This is a genomic window from Rhizobium sp. R634 (assembly GCF_002211305.1).
In the GTDB taxonomy this organism is placed as follows: Bacteria; Pseudomonadota; Alphaproteobacteria; order Rhizobiales; family Rhizobiaceae; genus Rhizobium.
Genome location: NZ_LOKW01000027.1, coordinates 259907 through 273232 on the forward strand (window position 1 = coordinate 259907; position 13326 = coordinate 273232).

General features: G+C 63.1%; 12 protein-coding genes. 7 read left to right on the forward strand and 5 right to left on the reverse strand.

Features of this window, described 5'->3' with window-relative positions:
* Genes ATY77_RS28720 through ATY77_RS28735 form a run of 4 tightly spaced genes read right to left on the reverse strand, consistent with a single transcriptional unit; the run spans position 1 to position 5036 of the window.
* Positions 1-549: a sarcosine oxidase subunit gamma family protein gene (locus ATY77_RS28720; protein ID WP_088689876.1), complete on the reverse strand. Its 549-nt coding sequence runs from the start codon at positions 547-549 to the stop codon at positions 1-3.
* Positions 542-3496 carry a sarcosine oxidase subunit alpha family protein gene (locus ATY77_RS28725; RefSeq protein ID WP_088689877.1) on the reverse strand — a complete coding sequence of 985 codons (2955 nt, stop codon included), beginning with the start codon at positions 3494-3496 and terminating at the stop codon, positions 542-544. Before ATY77_RS28725 ends, ATY77_RS28720 begins: the two co-directional genes overlap by 8 nt.
* The gene (locus ATY77_RS28730; RefSeq protein WP_088689878.1) at positions 3493-3774 is read right to left on the reverse strand and encodes a sarcosine oxidase subunit delta; all 282 of its coding nucleotides are present in this window, start codon (positions 3772-3774) and stop codon (positions 3493-3495) included. The genes ATY77_RS28725 and ATY77_RS28730 overlap by 4 nt, the downstream gene beginning before the upstream one ends.
* A gap of 11 nt (positions 3775-3785) precedes the next feature.
* Positions 3786-5036 carry a sarcosine oxidase subunit beta family protein gene (locus tag ATY77_RS28735; protein ID WP_088689879.1) on the reverse strand — a complete coding sequence of 417 codons (1251 nt, stop codon included), beginning with the start codon at positions 5034-5036 and terminating at the stop codon, positions 3786-3788.
* Between the two features lie 87 nt (positions 5037-5123).
* Between ATY77_RS28735 and ATY77_RS28740 the strand changes: the two genes are divergently transcribed.
* The 7 genes from ATY77_RS28740 to purU all read left to right on the forward strand — a co-directional run bounded on the left by ATY77_RS28740 (position 5124) and on the right by purU (position 12265).
* Entirely contained in the window at positions 5124-6083 is a 960-nt protein-coding gene (locus ATY77_RS28740; RefSeq protein ID WP_088689880.1) for a GlxA family transcriptional regulator, read from the forward strand.
* A 77-nt stretch (positions 6084-6160) separates the two neighbouring features.
* Positions 6161-6838: a helix-turn-helix domain-containing protein gene (locus ATY77_RS28745; RefSeq protein WP_088689881.1), complete on the forward strand. Its 678-nt coding sequence runs from the start codon at positions 6161-6163 to the stop codon at positions 6836-6838.
* Positions 6839-6928: 90 nt separating this feature from the next.
* Positions 6929-7834: a glutamine amidotransferase family protein gene (locus ATY77_RS28750; protein WP_088689882.1), complete on the forward strand. Its 906-nt coding sequence runs from the start codon at positions 6929-6931 to the stop codon at positions 7832-7834.
* 57 nt (positions 7835-7891) lie between these two features.
* Complete coding sequence (locus ATY77_RS28755; RefSeq protein WP_088689883.1) at positions 7892-8578, forward strand: GXGXG domain-containing protein; 687 nt, start codon at positions 7892-7894, stop codon at positions 8576-8578.
* A 14-nt stretch (positions 8579-8592) separates the two neighbouring features.
* On the forward strand, positions 8593-9921 hold the full coding sequence (locus ATY77_RS28760) for an FMN-binding glutamate synthase family protein (protein WP_088689884.1): 1329 nt from the start codon (positions 8593-8595) through the stop codon (positions 9919-9921).
* 79 nt (positions 9922-10000) lie between these two features.
* The gene (gene glnT, locus ATY77_RS28765) at positions 10001-11308 is read left to right on the forward strand and encodes a type III glutamate--ammonia ligase (RefSeq protein ID WP_088689885.1); all 1308 of its coding nucleotides are present in this window, start codon (positions 10001-10003) and stop codon (positions 11306-11308) included.
* A 72-nt stretch (positions 11309-11380) separates the two neighbouring features.
* On the forward strand, positions 11381-12265 hold the full coding sequence (gene purU / locus ATY77_RS28770) for a formyltetrahydrofolate deformylase (RefSeq protein WP_088689886.1): 885 nt from the start codon (positions 11381-11383) through the stop codon (positions 12263-12265).
* A 118-nt stretch (positions 12266-12383) separates the two neighbouring features.
* Here the strand turns inward: purU and ATY77_RS28775 are convergent, their stop codons facing one another.
* Positions 12384-13205, reverse strand: coding sequence for an oxidoreductase (locus tag ATY77_RS28775; protein ID WP_088689887.1), 822 nt, complete (start codon positions 13203-13205; stop codon positions 12384-12386).
* Positions 13206-13326 lie beyond the last annotated feature (121 nt).

Consider the following 13326-nt stretch of genomic DNA (forward strand, 5'->3'; position numbering starts at 1 on the left):
TTATACGCCGCCGTCCTTTTCGGCGCTCGCCGCCATATGCCTGAGTTCGTCCCAGAGGCTTTCGGCGAAGCTGCGCAGGACCGTAAGCTCGAAGCTGTCGTCGCCGGTGCGGGCGATCTGCACAGAGATATGGCCGACCATCGTCATGGCCGAGCTGCCTTCGGCAAAAACGGCGGGATCGAGATCGACGGCGGTGCCCTTTGAAAGAAGCAGGCGCGAAGACCGGCCGGAAATGCCAATGCGGACGCGTCCGTGGCTCTGGTCCATGACGAAGGCTTTTCCGGCAAGCGCTGCGGTAAGAGTGTCGAGCTTTGCCGGCGCAAGCGGCGCGTCACCGGCGACGAACCATTGGCGGAAGCCGGCCTGCCGGATCGAACTGTTCGCAAGGCCTATCTTTGCCAGTTCGGCGGCAAGTGCGGCCGGCTCGATCGTGCCGAGCACGTGCAGCAGATGGCCTTCCGGCAAGGCTTCCAGCCGGAGGGCGGATCCTGCCGCACCGTTATATCTGGCGCCGGCGAGAACCGGCCTGTGCTGGGGAAGATCAGGCATGGAGCTTCTCGTTTTCAGGATCGATGAAGACGGGATGGCAGAGCACCGCCTCGATGAATTCATTGTGCAGGCCGTTCCAGACCGTCACCTTCTCGCCGATGCGCTCCGGCCCGCGCCGGACGAGCGCCAGGCCGATCTTATGGCCGAGCGTCGGCGAAAAGGCGCTTGAGGTGACATAGCCCTGATCATTTTCGAGTGTCGCCGCAGCGCCTTCGGCAAGGATATGCGAGCCGGTGCGGAAGCCGCTTGCCGGGTTGAGCGGCTTGACGCCGACGAGGCGCGGCCGTTCCGGATCCTGCAGGCCCTCACGGGCGAGCATCGCCTTGCCGATGAAATCCGGCTTGGTCGATGAAACCATGCGGCCGAAGCCGAGATCGCCTGGGGTGACCGTGCCGTTGATTTCGGCATGGGTGACGTGGCCCTTTTCGATGCGCAGGACGCCGAGCGCTTCGGCGCCGTAGGCGCAGATGCCGTGTTTCTCGCCCGCTGCCATGATGGCGTCGGCAACGCTCTCGCCGTAGCCGGCCGGCACGGCCAGCTCGTAGGCGAGTTCGCCGGAGAAGGAGATCCGGAACAGCCGGCCTTCGAGGCGGCCTGCGAATAGCGAAACCTTGCGGGCGCTCATGAAAGGGAAGGCCGCATCGGAGATGTCCTCGTCGACGATTTCCGAAAGGACAGCGCGGGACTTCGGCCCGGCAACGGCCATCTGCGCCCATTGATCGGTCGAGGAGGCGAAGCAGACGTCGAGTTGCGGCCAAAGCGTCTGGGCGCAGAATTCGAGATGGGTGAGCACGCCGGCGGCAAGCGCCGTCGTCGTCGTCATGAAGAAATGCTCGTCGCTGAAGCGGCTGGTCGTGCCATCGTCATAGATGAAGCCGTCCTCGCGCAGCATGATGCCGTAACGCGCCTTGCCGACCGCAAGCTTGGCGAAGCCGTTGCAATAGATGCGGTCGAGGAAGGTCGCGGCATCGCGGCCGAAGATTTCGATCTTGCCGAGAGTCGAGACGTCGCAGAGGCCGGCATTTTTTCGGATATTCAGCACTTCCCGATCGACGCTGTCGCGCCACGTCGCCTCGCCTGTGCGCGGGAACCAGGAGGAACGATACCAGAGGCCGGTTTCGACGAAGACCGCGCCGTTCTTCTGAGCCCAGCCATGCAGCGGCGATTTGCGCGCCGGCTGGAAATCCTTGCCGCGCGAGGCGCCGGTCAGAGCGCCGAAGGAAACCGGCGTGTAAAAGGGCCGGAAGGTCGTCGTTCCCACTTCGGCGGGCGAAACGCCGCGCACTTCGGCCAGAATGCCGATGGCGTTGATGTTGGAAAGCTTGCCCTGGTCGGTCGCCATGCCTGACGTCGTATAGCGCTTGGCAAGCTCGACATGGCCGTAGCCTTCGCGCACGGCGAGGCCGAGGTCCTTGAGATGGACGTCGTTCTGATAGTCGACGAAAGCCTTGCCCTTCGAGCCCTTGACCGACCAGAGCGGCTTTGCGCGCTGCGCCGTCTCGCCGGCTGAGGCAAATGCCGGTTCTGCTGCGAAGCCGATCGCTTTCAATGCGGCCGCCGCCTTTGCGGCTCCATCGCCCAGGCAAGCCACGGTTTGCTCAAGCCCGGCCGCGGAGCCGGCAACGGCAATGCCTTCCTGCGTGGCCGGCGCCAGGAACGCCGCCGCTTCGTCCGACCATTGCGGCTTTCCGCCGCGATGACAGGCAAGGTGGATGACAGGACTCCAGCCGCCCGACATGGCAAGCGCATCCGTCTCGATGCGCCGAGTGCCGGCCGCGGTTTCGACGCTGACGCCGCGCAAGCGCTGGCCGCCATGGGCATCGACGATCCGGGCGCCCTTCAGCACCTCGGCGCGGCCCTGCCAGGTCTTCCCCCCATACGCGCGGCTGTCGATGATCGCCGCCACGGCGAGGCCGGCCGCTTCGAGGTCGGCGGCGGTGCGGTAACCCGCATCGTTGGTGGTGAAGATCACCGTGCTTTGGCCCGGCGCGACTGCTTGCCGGTTGAGATAGCTGCGCATGGCGCCCACCATCATCACGCCCGGTATGTCGTTTCCGCCGAAGACGATCGGACGCTCTTCGGCGCCCGTCGCCAGGATCGCCTGGCGGGCGACGATGCGCCACAAGCGTTCGACGGGACGGTCCGGATCGGGCAGCGCCACATGTTTCTGCACGCGTTCGACGGCGCCGAAGACATTGTCGTCGTACCAGCCGAAGACGGTCGTGCGCGGCAGGCGGCGCACATTTTCCAGCGCCTCTAGTTCGGCCAGCAGCTCGGCGAGAAGCGCATCCGCCGGCTTGCCCTCGATCGTGCCGCTCTCGGACAGCAGGCTGCCGCCGAATTCGGAGCCTTCGTCGGCGAGGATGACGCGAGCGCCGGCGCGGCCGGCGGTCAGTGCTGCGGCAAGACCGGCTGGGCCGGCGCCGATCACCAGCAGGTCGCAATGCGCCCAGCATTTCTCATAGGCGTCGGGATCGGCTTCGTAGGAGGCGCGGCCGAGGCCGGCCGCCTTGCGGATCACCGGTTCGTAGAGTTTTTCCCAGAGGGCTGCCGGCCACATGAAGGTCTTGTAGTAGAAGCCGGCGCTGAGGAAGGGCGAGAGCAGGCCGTTGACGGCGCCGATATCCAAGCCGAGCGAGGGCCAGCGGTTTTGGCTCCTGGCCGTCAGCCCCTGGTAAAGCTCGATCATCGTCGCGCGCGTATTCGGTTCGGTGCGCCCGCCGCTGCCTGTCGTCACCAGCGCGTTCGGTTCGGCGGCTCCCGCCGTCACGATGCCGCGCGGGCGGTGATATTTGAAACTGCGGCCGACGAGCTGGACACTGTTGGCAAGCAGCGCCGAGGCGAGCGTATCGCCCGGATGGCCTTCCAGCGCCTTGCCGTCGAAGCTGAAACCGAGTGTCTTGGCGCGGTCGATGCGGCCGCCCGAGGAAAGACGGAAGCTGGTCATGCCTGTTCTCCGCCGAGCTTTGAAAGGGCGGCGTCTTTGACGCCATGGACCGCATGGGTGGCGGTATCGCGTTCGACGATCAGCCAGCGGCGGCATCCGGAGGAATGGTGCCAGTATTCGCTGTGGCGGCCGCGCGGATTGCCGCGCAGATAGACATAGTCGAACCAGGCCTCCGCGCCGGCGTCCGGCGCTGGCCTGACAAGGCCGGCATCGCCGCGGATCGCGAATTCCTCCTTTGGCCGGGCGCCGCAATGGGGACAGGAAATCAGGCTCGCCATGTTGAGTGTCCTCAGTGCAGATTGGGCTGGGCGCCGACGCCCTTTTCGTCGATCGGATAGCCGCGGGCGAAACGGTCGAGCCGGAAGGCCCGGGCCGTCTGATGCGGCGTGTTGCGGGCGATCAGATGGGCGTAGCAGAAGCCGGAGGCAGGCGTCGCCTTGAAGCCGCCGTAACACCAGCCGGCGTTGAGATAAAGATTGTCGATATGGGTGCGGTCGATGATCGGCGAGCCGTCCATGCTCATATCCATGACCCCGCCCCAGGAGCGCAGGAAACGCACCCGCGACAGCGACGGGATCATCGCCACGCCGGCTTCGGCGACATGCTCGACCGTCGCCAGATTGCCGCGCTGGGCATAGGAATTGTAGCCGTCGATATCGCCGCCGAAGACGAGGCCGCCCTTGTCCGACTGGGAGACGTAGAAATGCCCGGCGCCGAAGGTGACGACATTGTCGATGAAGGGTTTCAGTCCCTCGGAGACAAAGGCCTGCAGCACATGGCTTTCGATCGGCAGGCGGAGGCCCGCCATATCGGCGACGACGGTGGAATTGCCGGCCGCCGCCAGCGCCAGCTTGCCGCAGCCGATGAAGCCCCTGCTGGTCTCAACGCCGGTGACTTGACCGTTTTCGCTGCGGATGCCCGTCACTTCGCACTGGGTGATGATGTCGACGCCGCGGCTGTCGGCGCCGCGCGCATAACCCCAAGCGACCGCATCGTGGCGCACCGTGCCGCCGCGCGGCTGGAACAGGGCGCCCATTACCGGGAAACGCGCATTGTCGAAATCGAGGAACGGGAGCTTCTTGCGCACCGCCTGCCGGTCGAGCAGCTCGGCATCGACGCCGTGCAGCCGCATGGCATTTCCGCGGCGTGTATAGGCGTCGCGCTGCGCGTCGGAATGAAAGAGGTTGAGCACGCCGCGCTGCGAGACCATGGCGTTGAAATTGAAGTCTTGCTCCAGCCCCTCCCACAATTTCATCGACAGCTCGTAGAAGGGATTGTTGCCGGGCAGCAGGTAGTTCGAACGGATGATCGTGGTGTTCCTGCCGATATTGCCGGAGCCGAGATAACCCTTTTCGAGGACGGCGACATTGGTGATGCCGAACTCCTTGGCGAGATAATAGGCCGTGGCAAGGCCGTGGCCGCCGCCGCCGACAATGACGACATCATAATGCGGCTTCGGCGCGGGGTCGCGCCAGGCAGGCGCCCAGCCTTTGTTGCCGCGAAGGCCGTTGAGGAAAATCGAGAGAGCGGAGTAGCGCATGGGTCAATCCGAATGGAGTGGCCGCATGATGCCAGAAAGATCAGCGCGGACTTGCGCAATTAGGACACTAATGAATATAAAAGGGACATGTCCTCACCCGATACCAGAAATGTCCAGGAGATCGGCTTTATCCTGATCCCGGGATTCGCGCTGATGTCCTACGCTTCGGCGACGGAGCCGTTGCGGGCGGCAAATCTTCTGGCCGGACGCGATATTTATCGTCTGCGGACCTTCTCGCCGGACGGCGCGCCTGTTCTCTCCTCCTCCGGTGTGCCGGTGCCGGCCGAACCTCTTCCCATCAGGGGCGCGGGGCTCGGCACGGCCTTCGTCTGCGCCGGCGGCTCGCCGCGCGACTGGCGCTATCCGGGCGTACTCGCCTGCCTCAGGCAGTTGTCGCGCGAAGGTGTCAGGATCGGCGGCATTTCGGGCGGTCCCTATCTGATGGCGGCCGCCGGACTGCTCGCCGGCCGCGACTTCACCATCCACTGGGAGTACGCCGCCGCTCTTCTCGAGGCCTTCCCCGATCTTTCGCCGCGCCAGGCGCGCTTTATGATCGACGGCAGCAGAATCACCTGCGGCGGCGGCATCTCAGCGCTCGACATGATGCATGTGCTGATTACCGAGCGCATGGGGCCGGATTTCGCCCGCCGGGTCAGCGACTGGTATCTGCACACAGAGGTCAACGAGCCGGCAGCGCCCCAGCGCGCGTCGCTCGCCGAGCGTTACGGCGTCCATCATCCCGGCCTGCTCAGCGTTCTCGAGCGTATGGAGGAGACGATCGAGATGCCGCTCGACCGCGCCGCCATGGCGCGCATCGCCGGTGTTTCCGCCCGTCATCTCGACCGGCTCTTCTCGGCCCGTCTCGGCACCACCTTCCTCGATCAATATCACAGGATCCGGCTGCAGCATGCTCACCGCCTGCTGAAGCAGAGCCCACTTTCCGTCTCGGAGATCGCGGTAGCCACCGGCTTTTCCAGTCTCAGCCACTTTTCCCGGATGTTCCGCGCCCTTTATGGCATTGCGCCGCGGCAAGCGAGGCGGGATTAGGTTTTCTTCACGGTTGAGGAACCTTCACCAGGGGGATAGGTTGGCATCGGGACAAAAGAGCAGGCGGCGGGACATTCATGACAACCAAGCGTGAAACGGCAGAGCAACCGGAACATGGCGGACGCGCGCCCTTTTCCCAGGACCCGCACGCCGTTCGGGAGCCGAAGGAAAACAACCTTGAAATGGCGATCGGCCATGAGGTGCGGGCCTATCGCAAGAAACTCGGCATCACGGTCACCGATCTCGCAGCCGCCACCGGCATCTCGCTCGGCATGCTGTCGAAGATCGAGAATGGCAACATTTCACCATCGCTGACGACGCTGCAATCGCTGTCGCGGGCGCTCGGCGTGCCGCTGACCGCTTTCTTCAGGCGCTACGAGGAACCGCGCAATGCCGTCTTCGTCAAGGCGGGAGAGGGCGTCGAGCTCGAACGGCGCGGCACGCGCGCCGGCCATCAATATAATCTGCTCGGCCATATCGATAACAATTCGAGCGGCGTCATCGTCGAGCCCTATCTCATCACGCTGACGGCCGATTCCGATGTCTTCCCGACCTTCCAGCACGAGGGCATGGAGTTCCTCCACATGCTCGAGGGCGAGGTGGTCTATCGCCACGGCGACCAGCTTTTCCAGATGCAGCCGGGCGACAGCCTGTTCTTCGACGCGGATGCACCGCACGGGCCGGAGCAGTTGGTGAAACTGCCGAGCCGCTATCTCTCGATCATCAGCTATCCCCAGCAAAGCACCAAAGGCTAATATTGCCTTAAAAGAAAAATTTATTCCTCCCAGTTGAAGACTGCAAACAGAGCTGTTACTCCTTTCGCAACATGAACGGAGGCACACGCTATGTGCGGCATTGTTGGATTGTTCCTCAAGGACAAGAGCCTTGAACCCCAGCTGGGAAATCTGCTCTCGGATATGCTGATCACCATGACGGATCGCGGCCCGGATTCGGCCGGCATCGCGATCTATGGCGGTTCTGCCGAGGGCAAAGCCAAAATCACCATTCAGTCCGCCAATCCGGGCGCGGACTTCGAAGGCCTCGCCGGCGACCTCGAGAAGGCCGGCATCAAAGCCGAGGTGTCGGTCAAGAGCACGCATGCGGTCGTCGAGCTCGAAGCCTCGAAGCTTGGCGCCGTGCGCAAGGCGCTTGCAGAGATCCGACCGGCGGTCCGTCTGATGGGATCGGGCGAAAGCGTCGAAATTTACAAGGAAATCGGCCTTCCCAAGGATGTCGTGGCGCGCTTCGGCGTGCGTGCGATGAGCGGCACCCACGGCATCGGCCATACCCGCATGGCGACCGAATCCGCGGTCACCACGCTCGGCGCCCATCCGTTCTCGACCGGCGCCGACCAGTGCCTGGTGCACAACGGCTCGCTCTCCAACCACAACAATCTGCGCCGCGAACTCATCCGTGAAGGCATGAGCTTCGAGACGCAAAACGATTCCGAGGTCGCCGCCGCCTATCTCACGGCCGAGATGGCCAAGGGAAAGGATCTCGGCCAGGCGCTGACCGGCGCGCTCGACGATCTCGACGGCTTCTTCACCTTCGTCGTCGGCACCAAGTCCGGCTTCGGCGTGGTGCGCGACCCGATCGCCTGCAAGCCCGCCGTCATGGCCGAGACCGAGCAATATGTCGCCTTCGGCTCGGAATACCGCGCGCTGGTCAACCTTCCCGGCATCGAGAATGCCCGCGTCTGGGAGCCGGAGCCGGCGACCGTCTACTTCTGGGATCACGACAAGGCCGCCTGAGGGGCGCCTGAAAGCCAGGAGCCGGCTGAACCCGCCTCCCAGATCAACGAGGAACCAATGCCCACATTCGATCTTTCCAACACCCCTCTTCGCGAGCTGAACAGCGCGCTGCACGCCCTTTCCAAAGGCGCCAACGACACCGCATTCGAGGTCATCAACCCGCGTGGCAGCCATTCCGTTGCCGTCGGCATCGACAGCCCCGTCACCGTCGCCGTCAGAGGCTCGGTCGGCTATTACTGCGCCGGCATGAATGACGGTGGCAATGTTACGGTCCATGGCTCAGCCGGTCCGGGCGTTGCCGAAAACATGATGTCCGGCACCGTCGTCATCGAGGGCGACGCCAGCCAGTATGCCGGCGCCACCGGCCGGGGCGGCCTGCTCGTCATCAAGGGCAATGCGGCCTCGCGCTGCGGCATTTCGATGAAGGGCATCGACATCGTCGTGCACGGCAGCATCGGCCACATGTCGGCCTTCATGGGCCAATCCGGCCATCTCGTCGTGCTCGGCGACGCCGGCGAGGCGCTGGGGGATTCGCTTTACGAAGCCAAGCTTTTCGTCCGCGGCGAGGTCAAGAGCCTCGGCTCCGACTGCATCGAGAAAGAGATGCGGCCGGAGCATCGGGAGAAGCTTGCCGAGCTGCTCGACAAGGCAGGGATCACCGGCGTCAGGCCCGAAGAGTTCAAGCGCTACGGCTCGGCCCGCAAGCTCTACAATTTCAACATCGACAACGCCGACGCGTATTAAGGCGAGGGACACTCATGAGCTATCACAACCCCTACACCCCGCCACGCAAGTCTGCGACCTTCGACGACTATACGCTTGCCGAAATCCGCCGCGCGGCCGCCACCGGCATCTATGACATCCGCGGCGCCGGCACCAAGCGCAAGGTTCCGCATTTCGACGACCTGTTGTTTCTCGGCGCTTCGATCTCGCGCTATCCGCTCGAAGGCTATCGGGAGAAGTGCGACACCACGGTCGTGCTCGGCTCGCGCTTCGCCAAGAAGCCAATCACGCTCAAGACGCCGATCACCATTGCCGGCATGAGCTTCGGTGCACTTTCCGGCAACGCCAAGGAAGCGCTCGGCCGTGGCGCGACGATCGCAGGCACCTCGACCACGACCGGCGACGGCGGCATGACCGATGAGGAACGCGGCCATTCGCAAACGCTGGTCTACCAGTATCTGCCCTCGCGCTACGGCATGAACCCGAGGGATCTGCGCCGCGCCGACGCCATCGAAGTCGTGGTCGGGCAGGGGGCCAAGCCCGGCGGCGGCGGCATGTTGCTCGGCCAGAAAATCTCCGACCGCGTCGCCAATATGCGCAACCTGCCGAAGGGCATCGACCAGCGCTCGGCCTGCCGCCATCCCGATTGGACCGGCCCCGATGACCTGGAAATCAAGATCATGGAGCTGCGCGAGATCACCGACTGGGAAAAGCCGATCTACGTCAAGGTCGGTGGGGCGCGGCCCTATTACGACACGGCCCTTGCGGTGAAGGCGGGCGCCGATGTCGTCGTGCTCGACGGCATGCAGGGCGGCACGGCGGCGACCCAGGACGTCTTCATCGAGAATGTCGGCATGCCGACGCTCGCCTGCATCCGTCCTGCCGTTCAGGCGCTGCAGGATCTCGGCATGCACCGCAAGGTGCAGCTCATCGTGTCCGGCGGCATCCGTTCGGGCGCCGACGTCGCCAAGGCGCTGGCGCTCGGCGCCGATGCGGTCGCGATCGGCACGGCAGCACTCGTCGCCATCGGCGACAACGATCCGCACTGGGAAGAGGAATATCAAAAACTCGGCACCACGGCCGGTGCCTATGACGACTGGCATGAAGGCAAGGATCCGGCCGGCATCACCACCCAGGACCCGGAGCTCGCAAAGCGCCTCGATCCGGTTGCGGCCGGCCGCCGTCTCGCCAACTACCTCAAGGTCATGACGCTCGAAGCGCAGACGATCGCGCGCGCCTGCGGCAAGAACCACCTGCACAACCTCGAGCCGGAAGACCTTGTCGCACTGACGATCGAGGCATCGGCCATGGCGCAGGTGCCGCTCGCCGGCACCAACTGGATCCCCGGCAAGACCGGTTTTTAAGAATGGCCGGCCGGGCGCGTTTGGGAGGATGCGGCCGGCTTCATCATCAAGTGTCGAAGATCAACATAAGGGGACAAACGTGACACTGGATCTCTCGCAATACGCCTCCGAAAGAGGCATCAAATATTTCATGATCAGCTATACGGACCTCTTCGGCGGCCAACGCGCCAAGCTGGTTCCGGCCGAAGCCATTGCCGATATGCAGAAGGATGGCGCCGGATTTGCCGGCTTCGCAACCTGGCTCGATCTGACGCCCGCCCATCCCGACCTGTTTGCCGTTCCCGATGCTTCCTCCGTCATCCAGCTGCCCTGGAAGAAAGACGTCGCATGGGTCGCCGCCGACTGCGTCATGGACGACCGGCCTGTCGAGCAGGCGCCGCGCGTGGTGCTGAAAAAGCTGGTCGCCGAGGCTGCGGAAGAGGGGCTCCGGGTGAAAACCGGCGTCGAGCCCGAATTCTTTCTGATCTCTCCCGACGGCTCGGTGATTTCAGACCAGTTCGATACTGCCGAAAAGCCCTGCTATGATCAGCAGGCCGTGATGCGCCGTTATGACGTCATCGCCGAGATTTGCGACTACATGCTCGAACTCGGCTGGAAGCCCTACCAGAACGATCACGAGGATGCGAACGGCCAGTTCGAGATGAACTGGGAATATGACGATGCGCTGAAGACGGCGGACAAGCACTCCTTCTTCAAGTTCATGGTCAAGTCGATCGCCGAAAAGCACGGGCTTCGCGCCACCTTCATGCCGAAACCCTTCAAGGGCCTGACCGGCAACGGCTGCCATGCCCACATCTCGGTCTGGGACCTCGACGGCAGGGTCAACGCCTTCGCCGACAAGGAAATGGCTTTCGGGCTCTCCGCTCAGGGCAAGACCTTCCTCGGCGGCATCATGAAACATGCGTCGGCGCTGGCCGCCGTCACCAACCCGACGGTCAATTCCTATAAGCGGATCAACGCGCCGAGAACGATCTCGGGCGCGACATGGGCGCCGAATACGGTGACCTGGACGGGCAACAACCGCACCCATATGGTGCGTGTGCCCGGTCCCGGCCGCTTCGAACTGCGGCTGCCCGACGGCGCGGTGAACCCTTATCTTCTGCAGGCGATCATCATTGCCGCCGGCCTTTCCGGAATCCGGTCGAAGGCCGATCCCGGCAGCCATTATGATATCGATATGTATCGCGACGGGCATACCGTGACCGACGCTCCGAAGCTGCCCCTCAACCTTCTCGACGCGCTACGTGAATATGAGAAGGACGAAGAATTGCGGGCGGCCCTTGGCCGGGAATTCTCCTCCGCCTACCTCAAACTGAAGCACGGCGAGTGGAACACCTATTGCTCGCATTTCACCGAGTGGGAACGGAGCACCACTCTGGACATTTGAGCTCCCGCCGCATTCGCGGCTACCTGCCCCGTGCCTCGGGCACGGGTCTTTTTTCTTTAGTCGGATAGTCCCATGTCTCAGTACGTTCTTACGGTTTCATGCAGGTCGACCCGCGGGATCGTCGCTGCGATTTCGGGTTGCCTTGCCGAGAAAGGCTGCAACATCATCGACTCCTCTCAGTTCGATGATCTCGAGAGCACGAAGTTCTTCATGAGAGTGACCTTCGTCTCGGAAGACGGCGCAACCCAGGCCGAGATCCGGGAAGGATTCGAGAAAGTCGCCAGGCAGTTCGAGATGAGCTTCGAACTGGTGGACGCCTCGCGCCGGATGAAGGTGATCCTCATGGTGTCCCGCTTCGGCCACTGCCTAAATGATCTTCTTTACCGCTGGCGCATCGGCGCGCTGCCGATCGACATCGTGGGCGTCGTATCCAACCATCACGACTATCAAAAGCTGGTCGTCAATCACGACATTCCCTTCCACCACATCGCCGTGACCAAGGCCAACAAAGCCGAGGCCGAGGCGCGTTTGCTCGATATCGTCGGGCAATCGGAAGCGGAACTGGTTGTTCTTGCCCGCTACATGCAGATTCTCTCGGATGCGCTGTGCCAAAAAATGTCCGGCCGCATCATCAACATCCACCACTCGTTCCTGCCGAGCTTCAAGGGCGCCAATCCTTACAAACAAGCCTATGAGCGCGGCGTGAAGCTCATCGGCGCGACGGCTCACTATGTCACCGCCGATCTCGACGAAGGTCCGATCATCGAACAGGACACGGTCCGAATCACGCATGCGCAGTCCCCGGAAGACTACGTCTCGCTGGGACGCGACGTCGAGGCCCAGGTTTTGGCGCGCGCCATTCACGCCCATATCCACCACCGCACCTTCATCAACGGCAACCGCACCGTCGTCTTCCCGGCAAGTCCCGGAAGCTACGCCTCCGAACGCATGGGGTGAGCGCCCCGGCCAGCCGGAAATCTAGACAAGCGTGCTCCGCCAATCGCTCGGGCGCGCTGGGGTTATCACGCTGCTAATCGACCGGTCAGCCGACGCCGTCTGGAAGTTTCAGCAAGATTTAGGACGCAGCACGCTTTCCGAAGCCGAATGTCTTGCGCAGGCTGCTGTCGACGGCTTTTGCCGGCATGAACCTGCGCAGCCGGCTTAGAAGCGTTGCCTGGCCGCCGGCCGGTTGACGCATTTTGTACGGGCCATTGATTGCCGCCAATATCTTCTCGGCAACCTTTGCAGGCGACGGCGCGGTTTTGATCTGGGCTTGCACCGCCTTGATGGTCGCCTCGGCCTGCGCTGCATAGGCACCCAAGGGCGCCTCGGTCTGTGCCGCGTTTACATCGAGCCTGGTGTTTGTGAAGGTCGGTTCAACCAGCACGACGCGCACGTTGAACTCACGAATTTCATGGTCCAGCGATTCCGACAATCCTTCGAGCGCATGTTTGCTGCTGGCATATATTCCCATGAACGGTGCCGGCAGGAAGCCGAGGACCGAGCTGATATTGATGATCAGCCCGCTGCGGGCGGCGCGCATCGAGGGCAAGGCAGCGCGGATCATGCGCAAAGGGCCGAAAACATTGGCATCGAATACCGTTTGCGCTTCGGAAGGCGACGTGTTCTCGACAGGCCCGACCAGCGAAACGCCGGCATTGTTGATCAGGATGTCGATCTTGCCTGCCTCGGACAAAACCCATTGAACAAAATTGGAGACCGAAGCGTCATCGGTCACGTCGACAGTTCCATAGCGCACGCCGGGAATGCCATTGACACGCGCCGGGTTGCGTACGCCGCCGAAGACCTGGAAGCCGTGTTGTGCGAGAAGGCGGGCTGACGCTTCACCTATTCCGGAGGATGCTCCGGTAATCACGACAACTTTGTTTGTAGACATGCATGCTCCTTGGCTCTTATCAAGCAGTTGATTATCAATAATTTTTCATTATCCCGGCGATTTTTCGACCAGAGTTGCTCTCACGAATTCGCCCGGTTTCCGGCACGTTAAATGCCATCAC